Here is a 20,061-nt window from a genome sequence, read left to right as displayed (position 1 = left end):
GCGGCGAGCTTACTTGTTGTCCTGCCTGAGCACGGCAAGGAAGGCTTCCTGGGGGATCTCCACGCTGCCGACCTGTTTCATGCGCTTCTTGCCTTCCTTCTGTTTCTCCAGGAGCTTCTTCTTACGCGAGACGTCGCCGCCGTAGCACTTGGCGAGAACGTTCTTGCGCAGTGCCTTCACCGTGGAGCGGGCAATAACCGCCGCGCCGATGGCGGCCTGGATAGCCACGTCGAACTGCTGGCGGGGAATGAGATCCTTCATCCGCTCGACAAGTTCCCGCCCGCGGCGGTCCGCGTGAGAACGATGAACGATCAGGCTGAGCGCGTCGACGCGATCGCCGTTGATGAGGACATCCACGCGAACGAACGGACCCGGATCGAAGCGCTCCAGGTGGTAGTCCATGGAAGCGTAGCCGCGGGACACGGACTTCAGGCGATCAAAGAAGTCGAGCACGACCTCGGCGAGCGGCAACTCGTAGGTCACCTGCACCTGGGTGGCCAGATATTGGATGGTGCGCTGTACGCCGCGCTTTTCCTCGCACAGCTTGATCACGTTCCCGACGTATTCGCCCGGGGTGAGGATGTTGGCGACGATGATCGGCTCACGGATCTCGACGATCTGCTGCGGCGGGGGCAGCTTCGCCGGGTTGTCCATGGCCAGCACGGTACCGTCGGTCTTGGCGACCTCGTACACGACGGTGGGCGCGGTGGTGATCAGGTTGAGGTCGTATTCGCGCTCGAGGCGCTCCTGCACGATCTCCATGTGGAGCATGCCGAGGAAGCCGCAGCGGAAGCCGAAGCCCATGGCCTCGGAGCTTTCCGGCTCGAAGAACATGGCGGCATCGTTGAGGCGCAGCTTGTCGAGCGCTTCGCGCAGTGCCGGATAGTCGTCGGCGGACACCGGGAACAGGCCGGCGAACACGCGCGGTTGCATGGTCTGGAAACCCGGCAGCGGTGCTTCGGCAGGCTTGCCGGCAAGCGTGAGCGTATCGCCGACCGGCGCGCCATGCACATCCTTGATGGACGCATTGATCCAGCCGACTTCGCCGGCGGAAAGCTTCTCGAGCTTTTTACGCTTCGGCGTGAACACGCCGACGTCGTCGACCAGGTGCGTGCGCCCCGTAGACATGACCAGGATCTTGTCGCCCGGCTTGATCTCGCCCTGCATGACGCGGACCAGCGAGACGACGCCGAGGTAGTTGTCGAACCAGGAGTCGATGATCAGCGCCTGGAGCTTGTCCGTATCGCCCGCCTTGGGCGCCGGAATGCGATGGATGATCGCCTCGAGCACTTCGATGACGTTCTGGCCGGTCTTGGCGCTGACGGCGATCGCGTCGCTGGCGTCGATACCGATGACGGCCTCGATCTCGGCCTTGGCCTTCTCCGGATCCGCCGTCGGCAGGTCGATCTTGTTGAGCACCGGAATGACTTCCAGGCCCTGCTCGATGGCCGTGTAGCAGTTGGCGACCGACTGTGCCTCGACGCCCTGGGCGGCATCCACCACCAGCAGCGCGCCCTCGCACGCCGACAACGAACGGCTGACTTCGTAGGAGAAGTCCACGTGGCCCGGGGTATCGATGAAATTCAGCTGGTAGGTCTTGCCGTCCCGCGCCTTGTACGGCAGCGAAACGGACTGGGCCTTGATCGTGATGCCACGCTCGCGCTCGATCGGGTTGTTGTCGAGGACCTGCGCTTCCATTTCGCGCTCGGACAAGCCGCCGCACAACTGGATGATGCGGTCGGCCAGCGTCGACTTGCCGTGGTCGATGTGGGCAATGATGGAGAAGTTGCGGATGAGTTCCATGGAGCGCCGTGGTCACGTTCACCATCGCTCGCGGCGCGAACGACGTGCAGCGGCCGTGAGGGCCGCTGCGAATCCGGCATTATCGCATGGAAGGCCACCCGCCGCCGACCGGCGAGTGGCCCACGGCCGCATCAGCGGTCGCTGGGGATGGTAACGCCGACAAACCGGGTGGCATCGTCGCGGCGAACGAGCAACATGGCGGTATCACCGGGCTTGATGTCCTTGCTCGCGTCACGGAAGGCCGCCGAGGAGCCCACCCGCTTCTGGTTGACCATCAGCACCACGTCGCCCGGCTGCAGACCGGCCCCCGCGGCGGCCCGGCCGGTCACCTTACTGACCACGACACCTTCGCCGGGCTTGAGCCCGAGCTCGGAGCGCGTGGACGCATCGATGTCCTGAACGGACAGACCCAGAGCCGCCGAGCTGCCCGACCCACCGCCGGCGGCCGCACCGGCTTCGGCCAGCGCGCTCTTGTCCCGGGGCAACTCACCGACCTTGACGTCGAGTGTCTGCTTCTTATGGTCACGGAGGATCTCGACCTTCGCCGTCGACCCCGGACGCGTGATGCCGACCAGCGGCGGGAGGTCGGGCGACTGAGTGATCGGCGTCCCGTTGAACGACAAGATGACGTCGCCCTGGCGGATGCCGGCCTTGTCGGCACCGCTCCCCGGCGTCACCTGGGCAACCAGCGCGCCGTTGGCATCCGGGAGGTCGAGGTTCTTCACGAACTGGTCGACCGGCTGCACGGTCACACCCAGCATGCCGCGCGATACGTAGCCCTTTTCCTTGATCTGCTGGACGACGTTCATGGCGACGTCGATGGGAATCGAGAACGACAGGCCCTGATAGCCGCCCGAGGTGGAGTAGATCTGCGAATTCACGCCGATCACCTGGCCCTGGAGGTTGAACAGCGGGCCGCCGGAATTGCCCCGGTTGATCGGCACGTCCGTCTGGATAAAGGACGTATAGGGCTGGTCGCCGCTGCCGAGGTTGCGCCCGACCGCGCTGATGATGCCGTGGGTGACCGTCGCGTCGAGCCCGAAGGGCGAGCCGATGGCCAGCGCCCACTGGCCGCGCCTGACGCTGCGCGAGTCGCCGATGGATACCGTCGGCAACGAGCTGCCGTCGATCTTGAGCAGCGCGATGTCGTACTGAGGGTCCTTGCCGACCACCCTGGCCGTAAACGTGCGTCGGTCCTGCAGCCGGATCTTGACCTCGTCGGCCTCGTCGACGACGTGGTCGTTGGTCAGTACATAACCATCGGCGGAAATGATGAATCCCGAACCCAGCGACGTCTGGTCGCGCGGCGGGGCCGGCATGCCCGGCATACCCGGCATACCGAAGAAGCGCCGGAGAAGCTCCTGCTGGTCGTCCTGCGCGGCGCCGTCCGCCGCCGCTCTGCCCTTCTTGTTCCCGCTGGTCTTCGCTTCGACGTGGACGACCGCCGGCGCGTTCTTTTCCACGATGCCCGTGAAGTCCGGCAGCGCCTGCGCCTGTGCGCCCGCACTTGCGACAACCAGTGCGCCAGTCATCAGGGCGCGCACATGCCAGAAAGCCATCAAAATTCTCCTTTTTTTAGCTACGGCTGCCCGTGCGGTATTCGCCGCACGGGGTTGGAATGATGGGGATGGGGATATGGCGCTGGGGAGCCTGTCGCCAACAGGGTTGGCTTCCACCGGGGCTGAACACCGGCAGCGGCTCCACCAGGGCCGGGCCTAGCGAGCCTGCGGGACGGCCACCGGCTGGACATAACGGCTACCGTCGGGACGGGTCAGCAACATGTAACCGTTGCCGTCCGGGCTCTCCGCAGCCCGGGCACGATGGATCTGGTAGGGCATCGAACGGGGAAGGTACGTGGCGCCGCCCTCGCTGGACCCGTCGAAGGCGGCCTTCTGCGTGAACTGCGAGGCGTTGTTACCCGTCAGCCACTGAGGCGCTACGGGAGCCGTCGCCGCCGACACGTCCGCCACTTCGTTGCCTTCCACCGCCGGGGCGTGCTGCGCGACGTCCGTCGCGGCCGAGTGCCGGCCGGCGGGCTGCGACAACATCAGCGCGGCCACGGCCACGCTCGCGGCAATCGCGCCACCGGCGGACCAGTGGAGCCAGCGGCGGCGCGGCGCGGCCGACACGACCACCGACTCCGCGTCGATAGCCGCCATGACCCGGCTGGCGAAGTCGGGCGACACCGACGGCCGGTCCTCACCGCGAAGACCGTCACGTCCCGCGTGATAACGCGACCAGACGTCCGCCAGACCGGCATCGGCCTCGATGCGGCGCAACAGGAAGCGGAGTTCCTCCCGTGACAGCTCTCCGTCCATACCGGCGGAAAGAATTTCCCGATTGGCTTCACTCATGGGCTGTGATCCTCGCGGTCGGACAACAACGGCCGCAGTTTTTCGTCGATGGCTTCGCGAGCCCTGAAAATACGCGAACGGACAGTCCCGATGGGACAGTCCATGGCGGCGGCAATTTCCTCGTAGCTCTTGCCGTCCACCTCGCGCAGGGTGATCGCGACCCGAAGTTCTTCAGGCAAGGCTTGGACAGTAGAAAATACCGTTTGTTCCACCTGCTCACGCATGAGTTCGCGCTCGGGGGTGGCGCTTTCGTGCATGCGCGTGGCGCCCGGCACGTAAACCGCATCCTCGATGTCGATGTCTCCCGTGGGCGGGCGGCGTCCCATGGCTACCAGGTGATTTTTCGCCGTATTCACGGCGATCTTGTACAGCCACGTATAAAACGCGCTTTCGCCACGGAAGGAGGCCAGGGCGCGCCACGCACGCACGAAAGCTTCCTGGGCGATGTCCTCGCACTCGGTCCGGTCATGCACGTAGCGCGAGATCAGCGCAATCACCTTGTGCTGGTATTTTCGGACAAGCAGGTCGAAGGCGCGGCGGTCTCCTTGCTGCACACGTTCAACAAGTGCTTGATCCAGTTCGTTTTCGCCCATCCGGGCCGTCTCCTTAACTCTTTCGGGGCCGTCGCGGGCGCAGCTGAGACAAGCTCAGGGAGGGCAAGTTCATTCGCCCTTCCCCTCCCGTCGCATCCGGAAAATATGCGGACCGCTGGCTGAACCACAAGTTTGGTCCTCGCCTTTTGCTTCCGTCAGGCGGGAACCGCGGCCCTTGCGTCATGGATGATGCGCTCCCGCTCGCCCAGCAGCTTTTCGAAGCTGATCACCGGCAGCGGGCGGCAGAACAGATAGCCCTGCAATTCATCGCAGCCGTTGGCGCGCAGGAATTGCAGATGCTGTTCGATCTCGACGCCCTCGGCCACGACACCCCGCTTCAGGCGATGTGCCATGTCGATCGTGGCGCGCACGATGGCCTCGTCGTCGGGATCGACACCGATGTTGCGCACGAAGCTCTGGTCGATCTTGATCCGGTCCGCCGGCAGGCGCCGCAAATAGTCGAGCGAGGCGGCGCCGGTACCGAAATCGTCGATGGCGATATGGCAGCCCATGGCATGCAGCGCATCGAGGGTCTCGACCAGATGCGGCACCGTCTTCACGCTGATGCTCTCGGTCACCTCGAGCTCCAGCAGGTGTGCGGGGAAGCCCGTATCGCGGAGGGCCGTGGCCACCACCTCGGCGAGGTTCGGCTGCATCAGCTGCACCGCGGACAGATTCACACCCAGACGCAGCTTGAGGCCGAACCGGTCCTCCCACGTCTTGGCCTGAGCGCACGCCGTTCGCAGGACCCATTCGCCGATCGGCACGATGAGGCCACTCGCCTCCGCCAGGGGAATGAAGAACGCCGGACTGATCATGCCCAGCTCGGGATGCTCCCAGCGGACGAGAGCCTCCATGCCGACGATGTCTTCGCTCGCCGCGGCCACCTGGGGCTGATAGAACACGCGAAGCTCGTTGTTACGGACGGCATGCCGAAGCCGCGATTTGAGCTCGGCGTTCTGCTGCTGCGAAGCATCCACGCTCGCCGCGTAAATCTGATAGTTGTTGCGGCCGAGGCTTTTCGCGCCGTACATGGCTTCATCGGCGTGACGCAGCAGCAACTCGCCTTCGGCGGCATCGTCGGGAAAAAACGAGATGCCGACCGACACGGTGACCTGCAGCTCCGAGCCGTCGTCCAGGGCGAGCGGCATCTCCATCGTCTGCACGACCTTTTCCGCGATGCGGAGCACGTCGTCGCGCTTGATGATGTGGCGCAGGATCATGGTGAACTCGTCGCCCGCGTACCGGGCCACGGTGTCGGACGCGCGGACGCTGGCACGCAGGCGGCGCGCGACGGCATTGAGCACCTGGTCGCCGACGGCATGACCGAGCGACTCGTTGATGCTCTTGAACCGGTCGAGGTCGACGAGCAACGTCGCGAACAGTTCACCCGTACGTTCCGCCTCACGGATGGTGGTCTCGAGGCGATCGTTGAACAGCAGACGGTTGGGCAATCCGGTCAGGGTGTCGATCAGGCCACGCACACGGCCCTGCTCCCGCGCCCGGCGCAATTCCAGCGCCGACGCGAAACGCGCCGTCGCGGCGCGCAGCGCCTGAGCCAGTACACGTCCATCACCGCCACTGCGACGACGCCCGGCAAGCATGGCACCCAGCACACTGCGTCGTTCATCCAGAAGGGGCAGCAGCGCGAACGAGGTGAGGCCGAGCGCCTCGATGAGCGGGTCACTCAGCGCGGCCCCTTCGCCCTCGACCAGACGCGAGAGCGACTCGCCGCCCAGACATACCCGCAACAGCGGCAGATCGCCGGCTTCCGGCCAGGTCGCGGGCGAGGGACCGTTCCAGATCCGGGCGAGAATCTCAGGGCCGGCGTCGCTTTCGGGCAAGGCCGACCAGATCGCCACGACGTCCAGTTCGAGCGCGTCGGCCAGCATTGCAGCTGCTTCATTCATGCCTTCGTCGTCACTGGGACAACCTTCGAGCACGGCGAGCAGCGACAGGGCCCGCGCCGCCATATCGGTGGCGCGCAGGTCCCGGAAGCCCACGGCGATGCGGTGTTCGCCATGATCCTTGCGGTGACGCACGTCGATCTCGCCGGTGATCTCGACACCGTCGCGGCGGCGCAACGTACATGCGATGGCGTCGCCGTCCGGAAGCGGCCATGTGGCGTCATGGGCGAGGTCGAAGAGCTCCGCGAGGGTCCGCCCCTGCACCGGTCCGTCGCCCGCGCAGAGACGCTCCATGGCTTCTCCGGTCTCGACGATGCAGCCGTCCGGCGTGGAAGCGATCACCCACGCGGCACCCGCATCGAAGGCGAAGCGGTAGTCGCGGATGGGCGTGGCCGGCACGGCCGACGCCGTCGTTCCCTGGGTGGCCTGACGCACTCGCTGGGCCAGTTCGGTGGGAATGGCGCCTTCGCGTAGCCAGTCGACACCCCCCTCGGGTGCGACGCCCGGCATATCGTCGACGACGTATACCGCAGGCAGTGAAGCGTATGCCGGGGATGCGCGCAGGATGCGAAGGCCCTGGGCGATATCGGCACTGTCATTTTCCCCGACCACGATCACGTGCAACGGCGGCGCGTCGGCCATCAGGGTTTCGAGCTGGGCGGCATCGCGCGCACTGAGCAGCACGAAATCGCCGTCGAGGTCGAGGGCATCGAAGATGGCGCGCCGCACATCGCGACGCGGAGTAAAGATGAGAACGCCAAGGGGCTCGGAAATGGTGGCCACGACGTCAGACGATCCAGCGGCCGTCGCGCAGGCGCGGCGCCGCCGTGCGGGAGCGCCAGTCGGCGTCGACCTGGACCACATCGTCTTCGAAAGTCGCCAGCAGGCTCGCGCTGGCCCCGATCAGGACCACGCGCCGCACATGGCCGGTGCTGGTCCGCGCCAGCTGCCGCAGCAACGCACCGTCCGTCGCACTGGGCACGCCCGGCGGCATGTCCAGCAGGTACACCCCGAAGTGCAGGCTCTGCAGGATGTAGCGAAGTGCGTCGCCCAGTCGGAGGCAACCGGGAACGCGCATCTGCGCGTCGCGAAGGCTGACCAGACCCTCGGCATTCCGCCACAGATAAACCGCCTGCCCCGACCGGCGTGCGACCAGTCGGAACTGGTCGACCAGCGAGGCCAGATCGGGCGCTTGCAAGGCGACCAACGGGCCCGGTGCCGCGAGGATCCGGTCGAAGACGTCCGTGGCTGCTAGGGCATCGGGTGGCATGAGGCATCGCTGGATGAAGAGACGTTCAGTATCGATCCAATACAGGGGAGTCCGCCAGTCACCGGCGTGAATTCGCCCACCATACGGGCGGGTATCTCGCATTCGGCCCGGCGGGAAGGTATGGTGATGCGCTCATTCGCCACCGCACGACGCCGCCATGTTCGAAGGACTCCGATTCAAGCACTGGAAGACCAGCGTGGGCGACGACGGCATCGTCGTCCTGACGTTCGACCGCGAGGGTTCCAGCGCCAACGCGCTGTCCCGCGAGGTCCTGGATGAACTGGACAAGCTCGTCGAGCGCCTCACCATCGAGGGCCCTCGCGGCGTGGTGATTCATTCCGCCAAGCCTTCCGGGTTCGCGGTGGGCGCCGATATCCGCGAATTCGTCGAGTACGCGCACACGGGCACGGTGCTCGAGAACATCGAGAACGGCCAGCGTGTCTTCGATAACCTCGCCCGCCTGCCGTGTCCGACGGTGGCCGCCATCCACGGCGCCTGCATGGGCGGCGGTACCGAACTGGCCCTCGCCTGCCGCCTGCGCATCGCCGCCGACGACGAGGCGACGAAGATCGGCCTGCCGGAAGTGATGCTCGGCATCCATCCGGGCTGGGGCGGATCGGCGCGCCTGCCACGTCTGATCGGTGCGCCCGATGCGCTGCCGGCCATGCTTACGGGCAAGCCGTTCAACGCCCGTCGCGCCAAAGCGGTCGGGCTGGTCGACCGCGTCGCCCGCCCGGACGAACTGCTCGCGGAAGCCAGACAGCTCGCACGCCGCCCCACACGGCGCCCGCTCGCGCAGCGCGCGAAGGCCTGGGCGACCAACACCCTGCCCGCACGCGCGATCCTGGCGCCGATGGTGCGCAAGCAGACGGCGGCCAAGGTACGTAAAGAACATTACCCGGCGCCGTTCGCGCTCATCGACGTCTGGGCACGCGGCGGGTCGAGCATCCAGCAACGACTCAGACTCGAAGCGAAGTCGGTGGCGAAGCTCGCCACCACGCCCACCGCGCGCAACCTCATCCGTATCTTCTTCCTGCAGGAACGCCTCAAGGGCCTCGGCGGCGGCACCGACCATGGCATCAAGCACGTGCATGTCGTCGGCGCCGGCACCATGGGTGGCGACATCGCCGCCTGGTCCGCACTGAAAGGGTTCGACGTGACGCTGCAGGACCGCGAGCTGCGCTTCGTCGAGCCGGCGATCGCGCGGGCCCGCACGCTGTTCGAGAAGAAGCTGAAAGCACCGGCCAAATTCGAAGCCGCCGTCGCGCGCCTGCGCGCCGACGTCGAGGGTAAGGGCGTCGCCGATGCCGACCTCGCGATCGAGGCGATCTTCGAGAACCCGGAAGCGAAGCACGCCCTGTACGCGACCATCGAGCCACAGTTCCAGTCGGACGAGATCCTCGCGAGCAATACGTCGTCGATCCCGCTCGATGAACTGCGCCAGGGCCTGAAGGCACCGCAGCGCTTCCTCGGGCTGCACTTCTTCAATCCCGTGGCGCAGATGCCGCTGGTCGAAGTCGTGCGCCACGACGCGCTCGATCCGGCGATCGAGAAGCGCGCGCTGGCCTTCTGCAAGGCCATCGGCAAGCTGCCGGTGCCGGTCAAGGGCACGCCCGGCTTCCTGGTCAACCGCATCCTCATGCCTTATCTGATGGAAGCGATGCGCCTCTACAACGAAGGCGTGCCCGGCCCGGTGCTCGACCGCGAGGCAAAGAAGTTCGGCATGCCGATGGGGCCGATCGAGCTGGCCGATACGGTCGGCCTCGACGTATGCGCCTCGGTGGGCAAGGAACTGGCACCCTTCCTCGGTCTGGAAATCCCGGCAGGCCTCGAGGAAAAGCTCGCCGCCAACAAACGCGGCAAGAAAGACGGCGAAGGCCTTTACGTCTGGAAGGAAGGCAAGCCGGACAAACCGGATGTCGATCCCGACTATGTGCCGCCGGCCGATATTCAGGACCGCATGATCCTGCCGATGGTCAACGAGGCCATCGCCTGCCTGGCCGAAGGCGTGGTGGACGATGCCGACCTCCTGGATGCCGGCGTGATCTTCGGCACCGGCTTTGCGCCGTTCCGGGGCGGCCCGATTCAGTACGTGCGCACCGAAGGCGTGGCGGCGATCCGCGAGCGCCTGGCGAAGCTCGAACAGAAGCACGGCGCGCGCTTCGCGAAGAAGGAAGGCTGGGATAACCCGGAGCTGTCGAGCCCGCCCGCATAACGGCGCGAGATCATCCTGGGGGCGAGGGCCGCGCGAGCGGCCCGACGCTCACCCCGATTTACCACATCAGATCGTCTGGCACGCCGTCATCCGCCTCGCTCACCGCGTTCGGATCCACCATCAACGCGATGAACTCCGGGGCGAGCTCGCGTAGCGCGTCAACGACGGACTTGTCGACCACCAGGTAACGACCGCCCTGCTGGACGACACCCAGTTCGCCCGCGTTGATCGCGGTGAGCTGCGCGGCATCGACGTGCACGCGACGAATCTTTTCACCGTACGGGAAGTGACGCACCTGATCGGCGTCAGCGAGGTTGAGCGCTTTACCCTTAAGCAACTCTTCAACCTTGCGTTTCTTTTCCTTACGCAGGCGCGCCACTTCAGCGGCTTCAGCCTCCGCCTTGCGACGCTCGGCCGATTCCGTCTGCGCGCGAATGGCATAGGCCCTGGCCAGATCCATCTCGCCATCGGTGCGTGCCGACTTCGCGCTCTGCGGCCGGCCAGCAGCCTGTCCGCGTCGTCCTTCCTGCGGACGGTTGTTTCCCGCGCCCTTACCGCCGCCGGCGCGGTCACCCTGAGGCCGGCCACCCTGCCCCTGCTTCGGCTTGCCACCATGACGCGGATTGTTGCCCGCGTAAGGCTGACCGCTCGCGCCACCCTGTTTCGGTGGCGGCGTGGACGCACGCTTTTCTTCGCGGACTTCCTTTACGAGGCCGCTCTTCAACAACTGGTCGCGCAGGGACTCTGCCATTCGGTAAGACTCGTTCCGTGTTTCAGTAATGCGGGGGCGGCGGTTCGTTCGCCGCGTCGCTGCCAACGCCGGTGCGCATGTTGACCAGATCCGAGCGAAGGTCGCGCACCGCGCGCTCCAGCCGGTCCAGTCGCCGGGCGATTTCCGTGTCGGCGGAAGAAAGTCCGTTCACCGTGTCGTCGATGAAGGAAAGACGCACCTCGAGCTCGGTCAGGCGATCGTCGTCGTGGTCAGCCACGGCGGCGTTCCGCGAGTCGGAATCTGGACATCGAGGCGTTCATGCGGCTCCAGGAAGCTCAGGCGAGCATGTGGTAACAGTCGATTGTAATCCGCCGGTGCCGCGGATCAAAGAAACCGGGCCAAAGAAAAAGGGCGCGGATTGCTCCGCGCCCTCGGGTGTCGCTTGTACGGCTGGGGCTTACTTGCCGCCCGCGCCCGGAGCCTGACCGGCGCCCGGACCCTGACCAGCAGGCGTCGGACCCGTCTTCAGCAGTTCGACGTCGAAGATGATCGTCGCGTTCGGCGGGAAGCCGTTTTCCGGCTTGGCGCCGTAAGCGATGTTCGACGGGATGAACAGCTTGTACTTGCCGCCGGTCTGCATCAGCTGCAGGCCTTCGCGGAAGCCCGGGATCACCGCGGCGAGCGGGATCTGGGCCGCACCCGGCGGCTGGTGGTCGGCCGAGGAGTCGAACTTCTCGCCGTTCACGAACGTACCGGTGTAGTTGATGCTGACCGTGTCGTTCGGGCCAGGACGCTGACCGGTACCGGCCTGGACGACCTGGTACTGCAGGCCGGAGGCCGTGACCTTCACGCCCGGAGCCGACTTGTTCTTCGCCAGGAAGGCGTCGCCTTCGGTCTTGTTCTGGGTCGCGACCTTGTTGTACTCAGCCTCGGCCTTGACCTTCAGCTGGGCCACGAAGGCCTCACGGACGGACTTGGCTTCCGCCTCCGACATGGTCGGCTTCTGGCCCGACAGGGCGGCCTGCAGAGCCTTGGCTACCGTGGCGGCATCCACTTCCTTCGCGACGAGCGGCGGAAGCGAGCTGGCAAGGTCCCAACCCACGACGTAGCTGGCCTTCTGCTTATCGACCGGTGCCGCGGAGGCAGCCGGCTTGGCGGCCTGGGCGGATGCGCCCGCAGCCGTACCCAGCGCAACCGCCAGGGCGACGGCCGTCATCGTGGGACGCAAAAAGTGCTTCATTGAATACTCCCTCTCTTGGAAAGATTCGGCGACGCCGCCGGTTTACACCTCCTTGTGGAGGCAGAATCGCCATTGTGCGGTGGTTCGCATCCTGCTTGCAATGACGGGTCGAAAGACAAGGTTTCACATGGAAAGTTCAGAAACCTTTCAAAAAACGGGACACGGGTCACTCATGGTGGTCCTGCCCGGGCTTGTCCAGGGTGTCGCGAAGGGCCGCCTGAAGCCGGGCGTGCACCTGCACCAGCACCCGCCAGAGCAGCCACGCCAGGCCGATGCCGACCAGTATCAGCACTCCCGCGACCTCCCGCGGCGGCAGGATCGTCGAGGCCAGCGCCGCGACCAGCAGGCCCATGATCAGCATGGACATCAGAGGCACGATGCGGGCCAGGATCGCCCGGATCCGGTAGGTCCGGCTGCCGAAGCGGTCGGGCACCGACAGTTCGGCCAGGAGCATGCCCAGCGCCTCGGCCTTGCGGTAGGTCGCCACGATCATCGGCAGCGAGACCAGCGCCGCCAGCGACCAGGCGAGAGTGCGCTGAACGGTCGCATCGGTGCTGACGATGTCCAGATGGAGGAAGCCCCGGCGATAAGCGAAGGCCGCCGCGATGAACACCGCGACCACCAGCGCCGTGTTGATGATCACGTGCCAGACCAGCCGGCGGATCATTTTCATCACGATGGCCCCCTGCCCCTGCAGGCCCAGGCTACCCATCCACTCCGTATAGGCGCCGAACACGCCGGTCACCCGTGACGGCAGCTTGCGCGCGAGGAAACTCGCCAGCGGATCGGACGCGCGCATCAGATAGGGCGTAAGGAACGTCGTGATGGCGGAGACCGCCACCGCGACGGGATAGAGGAAATTGCTCGTGACCTTGAGCGTGAGACCCAGCGAAGCGATGACGAAGGAGAATTCACCGATCTGCGCCAGCCCCATGCCGACCCGCAGCGAGGTGCGGCCATCGTTGCCGGCCACGAAGCTGCCGAAACTGCACGTAATGACCTTACCCACGACGACCGCGATGGTGACGATGGTGATCGGCCACGCGTACTGCGCCAGCAGCGCCGGATCGATCAGCATGCCGATAGCGACGAAGAAGATCGCGCTGAACATGTCGCGCACCGGCATGATGATCCGCTCGACGCGCGCCACGCTGTCCGACTCGGCGACGATCGCGCCGATCATGAAAGCCCCCAGCGCCACGCTGTAGCCCATTTCGGTGACCAGCAGGCAGAAACCGAAGCAGATACCCAGCACGGCGACCAGCAGCACGTCGTTGCGACTGACCCGCGCGATGTAGTCGACGACGCGCGGTACCAGCAGCAGTCCGACCACCAGCGAGACGGCCATGAACAGACCGAGGCGACCGATTGCGGCGAAGGCCTGCCCCGCCTCGACCCCGCCGGTGCTGGCGATACCGGTGAGCAAGGCCATCAACACGATGGCGAGCAGATCCTCGACGATGAGGATCCCGAACATGAGTTGTGCGAAGCGCTCGCGTTTCAGCCCCAGGTCTTCGAGCGCCTTCATGATGATCGTCGTCGACGAGATCGAAAGCATCGCGCCCAGGAAGATCGAATCCATCGCCGACCAGCCGAAGAACCGGCCGATCTCGTAACCGATCCAGACCATCAGCACGATTTCGGAGAACGCGGCCACGAGCGCCGCTCCGCCGACCGCGCGCAGCTTCTTAAGACTGAACTCAAGACCGAGCGCGAACAGCAGCAGGATCATGCCCAGTTCGGACAGCGTTCGAATCGTCTGTTCGTCGTGGATGAAGATCACCGGCAGCGTGTGCGGCCCGATCAGCAAACCCGCGATGATGTAGCCAAGCACGACCGGCTGCCGGAGACGCTGGAAAATAACCGTCGTCAGTCCGGCGACGAGCATCACCGTGGCGAGATCCTGGATGAAAACGATGCCGTGCATGCTTGTCCCTGTGTGTGCGAACAGACAGGTTAACCCGTGTTTCGTGATCGAGGGACGCGGCAGCCAAAACAACGATCGATGCATGACACACGCAAGTGATTGCTGCACCTCGTCATTCTGAATTCGTCGAAAATAAATTCAAAAAAAGTGTAACGAATGCTTGACGAAGCGACGGGTCGGACGTAATCTTTGCGGCTTCCAGCAGGGGGCCATAGCTCAGCTGGGAGAGCGCCTGCATGGCATGCAGGAGGTCGCCGGTTCGATCCCGGCTGGCTCCACCAACTTCTAAGACGTCCCCATCGTCTAGAGGCCTAGGACATCACCCTTTCACGGTGGCGACCGGGGTTCGAATCCCCGTGGGGACGCCACTTTCTGGTCCGCCAGGAAGTGAATGGACGGAGAAGTTGGTAGTTGTTGGAAGAGTTGGAACGTAGTGTGGAGCGGTAGTTCAGTCGGTTAGAATGCTGGCCTGTCACGCCGGAGGTCGCGGGTTCGAGTCCCGTCCGCTCCGCCATTACTTCTAAAAGGAATCCGCCATCTGGCGGATTTTTTTTGCCTGCAATTTCTCCGGAACTGTAGGAGCGCGCCTGCGCGCGACCGGTTCCGCCCTCTCGATACACAACCTGATCTCGTCGCGAAAAGCTTTCGCGCGCGAGGCGCGCTCCTACGGAAGCGGGCCGTCGACACGCGCCAGCGTCCCGATCGAATGGCCCTGCTCGGCCAGGTATTCCAGCCAGCGGCTGAGAAACCCGTTCATCCTCAGACGATGCTGAAACACCGTATGTGCCGCCGGAAACGGCCCCAGTACCTGCGACAGCTTACGACCGGGATGGCAATGCATGGCTTCGGCCACGTGGGCATCCGTGTACATGCGCAGCTGCGCGGACGGCGACGGCTGCCCGGTGACCTCGTCGACGAAGTCATAGGTCAGCTCGAGCTCCAGCGTATACGGATGCTTTTCCTGCACGTCCAGCCGCACCTTCAGCCCATCGTCGACATCGGAAATGTAACGGCCGGGCGTCAGCCGCTGTGGCGCGAACAGACGCGCCAGACGGTGGTAGTTCTCCGCATACAGACCCATCAGGAACTCGAAGCGTCCCGGGATCAGCGGCGTTGGGCGGTCGATGACGGCGGTCATAACGTGGGCGGGTCTCCGTAAACCGTGGCTCGGTCAATACATGTGTCGCTCGATCCCCAGGTATTCGAAGATCTTGCTCGAGATTTCCTCGATCGAGGTGTGCGTCGTGTTGAGGACCGGGATGTTTTCCCGCCGCATCACCTTGTCGGCCTGCTCCAGTTCCCAGCGGCATTGTTTCAACGTGGCGTAGCGGCTGCCGGGACGGCGCTGCTCGCGGATCTGCGCCAGGCGGACCGGGTCGATGGTGAGCCCGAAGAGCCGGCTGCGATAGGGGCGGAGGCGCGTCGGCAGTTCCAGCTTGTCGAGATCGTCGTCCGTGAGCGGATAATTGGCGGCACAGACGCCGTAATGCAAGGCCATGTACAGGCAGGTCGGCGTCTTGCCGGACCGCGACACGCCCACCAGCACGACATCGGACTGGTTGTAGTCCACGTCGAGGCCATCGTCGTGAGCCAGGGCGTAGTTGGTCGCTTCGATGCGAGCCTCGTAACGCTCGAAATCGACCAGACCATGAGAGCGGTTCACCGCACCCGACTGCTTGGCCCCCAGTTCCGCCTCGAGCGGCTCGATGAAAGGCGCGAACACGTCAAGCATCAGCGCGCCGCTACCCGCCACGATGTCGCACAGTGCCCTCGAGGTCATCGTATTGACGACGATGGGGCGGTGTCCGTCCTGCGCGTATTTGGTCTTGATCCGGAGCGAGGCGGCTTCGGCCTTCTGCGCGTTGTCGATGAAGGGCAGCCGGTGGGTATCGAACTGCACCCCGTCGAACTGGGCGAGCATGCTGTTGCCGATGGTCTCGGCCGTAATGCCGGTGGAGTCGGAAATGAAGAAGACGGTACGCCGCATCGAACGGTTTCCTTGGGTTGGTTCCGTGACCGCCACCTTAAGACCAATACGTCTTCATAACCATCCACCCCGCATTATCACGGGCGATTTGTGCATCGCCGCTTGTCAGCCAGACCATACCACCGCGACAATGCGCCGATTTTTCCAGCGCGGCCCGCCGCCCAACCGATGTGAGGAACTTCCTTTGAGCGACCTGGTACTTTGGCTCGACGCGCTACGCATGACCGACCTCGGCAAGGTGGGTGGCAAGAACGCCTCCCTCGGCGAGATGATCGGCAACCTGGCGAAACTGGGTGTCTCCGTGCCGGGTGGCTTCGCCACCACGGCCGATGCCTTCCAGACCTACCTCGAAAAGAGCGGCCTCGCGAAGCGGATCCAGGAGCGCCTGGCCACGCTCGACGTGGACGATGTGGATGAACTGACTCGCGGCGGCAAGGAAATCCGTGGCTGGATCGTCGACACCGCCCTGCCCGCCGACCTCGAGCAGGCCATCCGCGACGCTTACATCAAGCTCTGCAAGGATGCCGGCGCCGACGACATCGCCGTGGCCGTGCGTTCCTCCGCCACGGCCGAGGATCTCCCCGACGCCTCGTTCGCCGGCCAGCAGGAAACCTTCCTCAACGTGGTCGGCATCGACGACGTACTGCATAAGGTCAAGGAAGTCTTCGCCTCCCTGTACAACGACCGGGCCATCGCCTATCGCGTGCACCAGGGCTTCAAGCACGAGGACGTCTTCCTGTCCGCCGGCGTGCAGCTGATGATCCGCTCGGATGTCGGTGCGTCGGGCGTACTGTTCACGCTCGACACCGAATCCGGCTTCCGTGACGTCGTCTTCGTCACCGGCTCGTACGGTCTGGGCGAGATGGTGGTCCAGGGTGCGGTGAACCCGGATGAGTTCTACGTTTTCAAGCCCACGCTCAAGGAAGGCAAGCCTGCCGTCCTGCGCCGCAGCCTGGGCGCCAAGCAGCAGCGCATGGTTTATTCCGATGAGCCCGGCGAGCGCGTGCGCATCGAAGAAACCCCGGCCGAGCTGCGTCATCGGTTCTGCCTTGACGATGCCGACGTCGAGGAGCTCTCGCGCCAGGCCCTCGTCATCGAAAAGCACTACGGCCGCCCGATGGACATCGAGTGGGCGAAGGACGGCAACACCGGCAAGCTTTACGTCGTGCAGGCCCGCCCCGAGACCGTGAAGTCGCGCTCGCACGCGACCACGCTCGAGCGTTTCCAGCTCAACGAGAAGAGCAAGGTCCTGACCGAAGGCCGCGCCATCGGTCAGAAGATCGGTTCGGGCAAGGCTCGCGTCATCCGGTCGCTGGCCGATATGAACAAGGTGCAGCCCGGTGACGTGCTGGTGGCCGACATGACCGACCCCGACTGGGAGCCGGTGATGAAGCGTGCCGCGGCCATCGTCACCAACCGCGGCGGTCGTACCTGCCATGCGGCGATCATCGCCCGCGAGCTGGGCGTGCCCGCGGTGGTCGGTTGCGGCAATGCGCTGGAGTCGATCCCGGATGGCGCGGAAGTCACCGTCTCCTGCGCCGAAGGCGATACCGGCACGATCTACGAAGGCCTGCTGAAGTTCGACCGCATCACCGCCGACCTCGGCGCGATGCCGGAGGCCCCGCTCAAGATCATGATGAACGTGGCCAACCCCGAGCGCGCCTTCGACTTCGGCATGCTGCCGAACGCGGGTATCGGTCTGGCCCGCCTCGAAATGATCATCGCCAGCCACATCGGCGTGCATCCCAGGGCGCTGCTGGAGTACGGCAAGCAGGATGCCGAGACCCGGGCCCGGATCGACGCGCGCATCGCCGGCTACAAGGATCCGGTCTCCTTCTATGTCGACCGCCTCGCCGAAGGCATCTCGACCATCGCCGCCTCCGTCTACCCGAAGCCGGTGATCGTGCGCCTGTCCGACTTCAAGTCGAACGAGTACGCGGGTCTGCTCGGCGGTTCGCGCTACGAGCCGCATGAAGAAAACCCGATGATCGGCTATCGCGGCGCCAGCCGCTATGTTTCGCCGGACTTCGCCGAATCGTTCGCGCTGGAGTGCAAGGCCGCCAAGTACGTGCGCGAGGTCATGGGCCTGACCAACGTCTGGGTCATGATTCCGTTCGTCCGCACGCTGGACGAAGGCCGCAAGGTCATCGAGGTACTGCGCAAGAACGGCCTGGTCCAGGGCGAGCACGACCTGAAGGTCATCATGATGTGCGAGGTCCCTTCCAACGCCCTGCTGGCGGACGAGTTCCTCGACATCTTTGACGGCTTCTCGATCGGCTCGAACGACCTCACCCAGCTGACCCTCGGCCTCGACCGCGACTCAAGCATCGTCGCCAACCTGTTCGACGAGCGCGACCCGGCGGTGAAGAAGCTGCTGGCCATGGCGATCAAGACCGCGAAGGCCAAGGGCAAGTACATCGGCATCTGCGGCCAGGGCCCGTCGGATCATCCGGACCTTGCCGAGTGGCTGATGGAACAGGGCATCGAGTCGGTGTCGTTGAATCCGGATACCGTGGTCGATACGTGGCTACGTCTGGCCAGGAAGAAGGCCGGCTGATGGATCGGCTCTTTCCTTAGTCCGGAAAGAGCATCGCCAGCAGGCTTGGCTCCCACCCGGCGATCACACCCCGGTGGGAGCCGTACCTGTTGACGATTACAGGTGCACCGTCACGCCCGCCACCCGATACCGCTCCACCACTGCCGGATCCGTATCCGCCGCCACCACCAGATGCGAGACGCCGCTGATCGGCGCCGTGTGATGTGTCGCCGAGGCCACCAGCTTGTCCGGGGTGGCGATCGCCACCGTCTCACCACTCGCCTCGATGATCGCCTGCTTGAAGACGGTTTCTTCCTCGTCGTACGTCCATAAGCCGCGTTGCGGATCGATGGCGCAGACGCCCGGGAAACACAGATCGGCGCGAATGTCCTGCGCCTGTCGCACCGTACGTGAGCCGATCGCGCCACCGATGGCCGGATCGAGTTTGCCGCCGAGCAGGATCACGTCGAAACCGGGTCGTCCCAGCACCGCGAGGGCGACGTCGGGGGCATTGGTCACCACGGTCAGGTCATGGTGCTCCGGCAACATCCTCGCCAGAACCGTGTTGGTCGAGCCGGCATCGATGAAAAGAATCTGGCCGCTACCGACCAGACCGATCGCGGTACGTGCAAGCGCCCGCTTCAGTTCCGTGCGCTCCGCATGGCGCTCGCCCAGCGGCGGAATGCTCACCGCCAGTAACGCGCCACCGTAAACGCGCCGACACAGACCCTGCCCCGCCAGATCGCGCAGATCACGCCGGATGGAGTCTTCCGACACCCGGAATTCCTGCGCGAGTTCCGCCGCCACGACTTTCCCGTCGCGTCGCAGACGCTCGAGGATCAGCTGCTGACGCTCGCGAGGCAGCGTAATGTCGACCGACGCATTCATGCCGACAGGAAACCCAGGGCAATCAGTTCGTCGCGCAACTGACGCGGCGTGTGGAAATGGATGCCATGAATGCCCAGGGCGTCGGCGGCGTCGACATTGGCCTTGTTGTCATCGATGAAGACGGCCGTCGCCGGATCGATGTCATATCGCTCGAGCAGTGTCTGGTAAAGCCTGGGGTCGGGCTTGATCATGCCCTCTTCGCCCGACACGACGATGCCGTCGAACAGGCCCAGGAAATCGAAGCGTTCCCGCGCGAACGGAAAGGTCTCGTGCGACCAGTTGGTCAGGCCATACAGCGGATGACCCGCCTCTTTCAGCTCACGCAGAATGTGCAGGCTGTCGTCGATGGCGCCGCCCAGGGTTTCTTCCCAGCGGTGCTGATAGGCGGCGATCAGTTCGGCCTTGGTGGGATGTTCGTCGGTAAGAAGGCGAACCGCCTCATCCCATGAACGACCCGCGTCCTGTCGCAGGTTCCATTCCGGCGTGGTGACTTCGGCAAGGAAGGTTTCCATCGCCTGTTCATCGTCACCGAACAGCTTGCGATAGAGGTAGCGCGGGTTCCAGTCGATCAGGACACCGCCGAAATCGAAGATCACGACATCGCGTTTCTTATGCATGGAAAACTCCGT

The 20,061-nt window shown here is 64.8% G+C and carries 16 protein-coding genes and 3 tRNA genes; 5 read left to right on the top strand and 14 right to left on the bottom strand.

Going from position 1 to position 20,061, the window contains the following annotated elements:
• Positions 1-9 precede the first annotated feature (9 nt).
• From lepA to FA85_RS19225, 6 genes are all read right to left on the bottom strand, one after another.
• A complete protein-coding gene (gene lepA, locus FA85_RS19250) occupies positions 10-1,803 on the bottom strand; it encodes a translation elongation factor 4 (RefSeq protein WP_036113799.1) in 1,794 nt (597 codons plus the stop codon).
• A gap of 131 nt (positions 1,804-1,934) precedes the next feature.
• Positions 1,935-3,362 carry a Do family serine endopeptidase gene (locus FA85_RS19245; protein WP_036113800.1) on the bottom strand — a complete coding sequence of 476 codons (1,428 nt, stop codon included), beginning with the start codon at positions 3,360-3,362 and terminating at the stop codon, positions 1,935-1,937.
• Between the two features lie 156 nt (positions 3,363-3,518).
• A complete protein-coding gene (locus FA85_RS19240; protein ID WP_036113801.1) occupies positions 3,519-4,157 on the bottom strand; it encodes a sigma-E factor negative regulatory protein in 639 nt (212 codons plus the stop codon).
• Positions 4,154-4,750 carry an RNA polymerase sigma factor RpoE gene (gene rpoE / locus FA85_RS19235; protein WP_036113803.1) on the bottom strand — a complete coding sequence of 199 codons (597 nt, stop codon included), beginning with the start codon at positions 4,748-4,750 and terminating at the stop codon, positions 4,154-4,156. Before rpoE ends, FA85_RS19240 begins: the two co-directional genes overlap by 4 nt.
• A 155-nt stretch (positions 4,751-4,905) precedes the next feature.
• The gene (locus tag FA85_RS19230; protein ID WP_239739817.1) at positions 4,906-7,440 is read right to left on the bottom strand and encodes a putative bifunctional diguanylate cyclase/phosphodiesterase; all 2,535 of its coding nucleotides are present in this window, start codon (positions 7,438-7,440) and stop codon (positions 4,906-4,908) included.
• A gap of 4 nt (positions 7,441-7,444) precedes the next feature.
• Positions 7,445-7,927, bottom strand: coding sequence for a hypothetical protein (locus FA85_RS19225; protein ID WP_036113804.1), 483 nt, complete (start codon positions 7,925-7,927; stop codon positions 7,445-7,447).
• A gap of 157 nt (positions 7,928-8,084) precedes the next feature.
• On the opposite strand from FA85_RS19225, the gene FA85_RS19220 reads away from it, so the two are divergent.
• On the top strand, positions 8,085-10,142 hold the full coding sequence (locus tag FA85_RS19220; RefSeq protein WP_036113806.1) for a 3-hydroxyacyl-CoA dehydrogenase NAD-binding domain-containing protein: 2,058 nt from the start codon (positions 8,085-8,087) through the stop codon (positions 10,140-10,142).
• 58 nt (positions 10,143-10,200) lie between these two features.
• Here the strand turns inward: FA85_RS19220 and FA85_RS19215 are convergent, their stop codons facing one another.
• The 4 genes from FA85_RS19215 to FA85_RS19200 form a co-directional block, all read right to left on the bottom strand.
• Positions 10,201-10,893, bottom strand: coding sequence for a DUF2058 family protein (locus FA85_RS19215; RefSeq protein WP_036113811.1), 693 nt, complete (start codon positions 10,891-10,893; stop codon positions 10,201-10,203).
• Positions 10,894-10,915: 22 nt separating this feature from the next.
• On the bottom strand, positions 10,916-11,131 hold the full coding sequence (locus FA85_RS19210) for a SlyX family protein (RefSeq protein ID WP_036113814.1): 216 nt from the start codon (positions 11,129-11,131) through the stop codon (positions 10,916-10,918).
• A 180-nt stretch (positions 11,132-11,311) separates the two neighbouring features.
• The gene (locus FA85_RS19205; RefSeq protein ID WP_036113817.1) at positions 11,312-12,094 is read right to left on the bottom strand and encodes an FKBP-type peptidyl-prolyl cis-trans isomerase; all 783 of its coding nucleotides are present in this window, start codon (positions 12,092-12,094) and stop codon (positions 11,312-11,314) included.
• Positions 12,095-12,260: 166 nt separating this feature from the next.
• Positions 12,261-14,021: a cation:proton antiporter gene (locus FA85_RS19200; protein ID WP_036113820.1), complete on the bottom strand. Its 1,761-nt coding sequence runs from the start codon at positions 14,019-14,021 to the stop codon at positions 12,261-12,263.
• A gap of 205 nt (positions 14,022-14,226) precedes the next feature.
• Here FA85_RS19200 and FA85_RS19195 point away from each other — a divergent pair.
• The 3 genes from FA85_RS19195 (at position 14,227) to FA85_RS19185 (ending at position 14,535) form a co-directional block, all read left to right on the top strand.
• Positions 14,227-14,302 (top strand) — tRNA-Ala (locus FA85_RS19195).
• 11 nt (positions 14,303-14,313) lie between these two features.
• Positions 14,314-14,389: transfer RNA gene (locus tag FA85_RS19190), tRNA-Glu, on the top strand.
• Positions 14,390-14,458: 69 nt separating this feature from the next.
• Positions 14,459-14,535: transfer RNA gene (locus FA85_RS19185), tRNA-Asp, on the top strand.
• 150 nt (positions 14,536-14,685) lie between these two features.
• Here FA85_RS19185 and FA85_RS19180 read toward each other — a convergent pair.
• Both FA85_RS19180 and ppsR read right to left on the bottom strand, forming a co-directional pair.
• Positions 14,686-15,159, bottom strand: a complete 474-nt coding sequence (locus tag FA85_RS19180; RefSeq protein ID WP_036113823.1) for a DUF1249 domain-containing protein — start codon at positions 15,157-15,159, stop codon at positions 14,686-14,688.
• 33 nt (positions 15,160-15,192) lie between these two features.
• The gene (ppsR, locus tag FA85_RS19175) at positions 15,193-16,008 is read right to left on the bottom strand and encodes a posphoenolpyruvate synthetase regulatory kinase/phosphorylase PpsR (RefSeq protein ID WP_036113827.1); all 816 of its coding nucleotides are present in this window, start codon (positions 16,006-16,008) and stop codon (positions 15,193-15,195) included.
• A gap of 184 nt (positions 16,009-16,192) precedes the next feature.
• Between ppsR and ppsA the strand changes: the two genes are divergently transcribed.
• On the top strand, positions 16,193-18,565 hold the full coding sequence (gene ppsA / locus FA85_RS19170; protein ID WP_036113831.1) for a phosphoenolpyruvate synthase: 2,373 nt from the start codon (positions 16,193-16,195) through the stop codon (positions 18,563-18,565).
• A 96-nt stretch (positions 18,566-18,661) separates the two neighbouring features.
• On the opposite strand, the gene FA85_RS19165 is transcribed toward ppsA, so the two are convergent.
• Positions 18,662-19,432 (bottom strand): DeoR/GlpR family DNA-binding transcription regulator, encoded by a 771-nt coding sequence (locus FA85_RS19165; protein WP_036113833.1) that lies wholly within the window; start codon positions 19,430-19,432, stop codon positions 18,662-18,664.
• Positions 19,429-20,049 carry an HAD family hydrolase gene (locus FA85_RS19160; protein WP_036113836.1) on the bottom strand — a complete coding sequence of 207 codons (621 nt, stop codon included), beginning with the start codon at positions 20,047-20,049 and terminating at the stop codon, positions 19,429-19,431. Before FA85_RS19160 ends, FA85_RS19165 begins: the two co-directional genes overlap by 4 nt.
• Between the last annotated feature and the right edge of the window lie 12 nt (positions 20,050-20,061).

Origin of the sequence: Luteibacter mycovicinus (assembly GCF_000745235.1) — a bacterium.
Classification (GTDB): Bacteria; Pseudomonadota; Gammaproteobacteria; order Xanthomonadales; family Rhodanobacteraceae; genus Luteibacter; species Luteibacter mycovicinus.
This window is presented reverse-complemented; position numbering and strand designations above follow the sequence as displayed.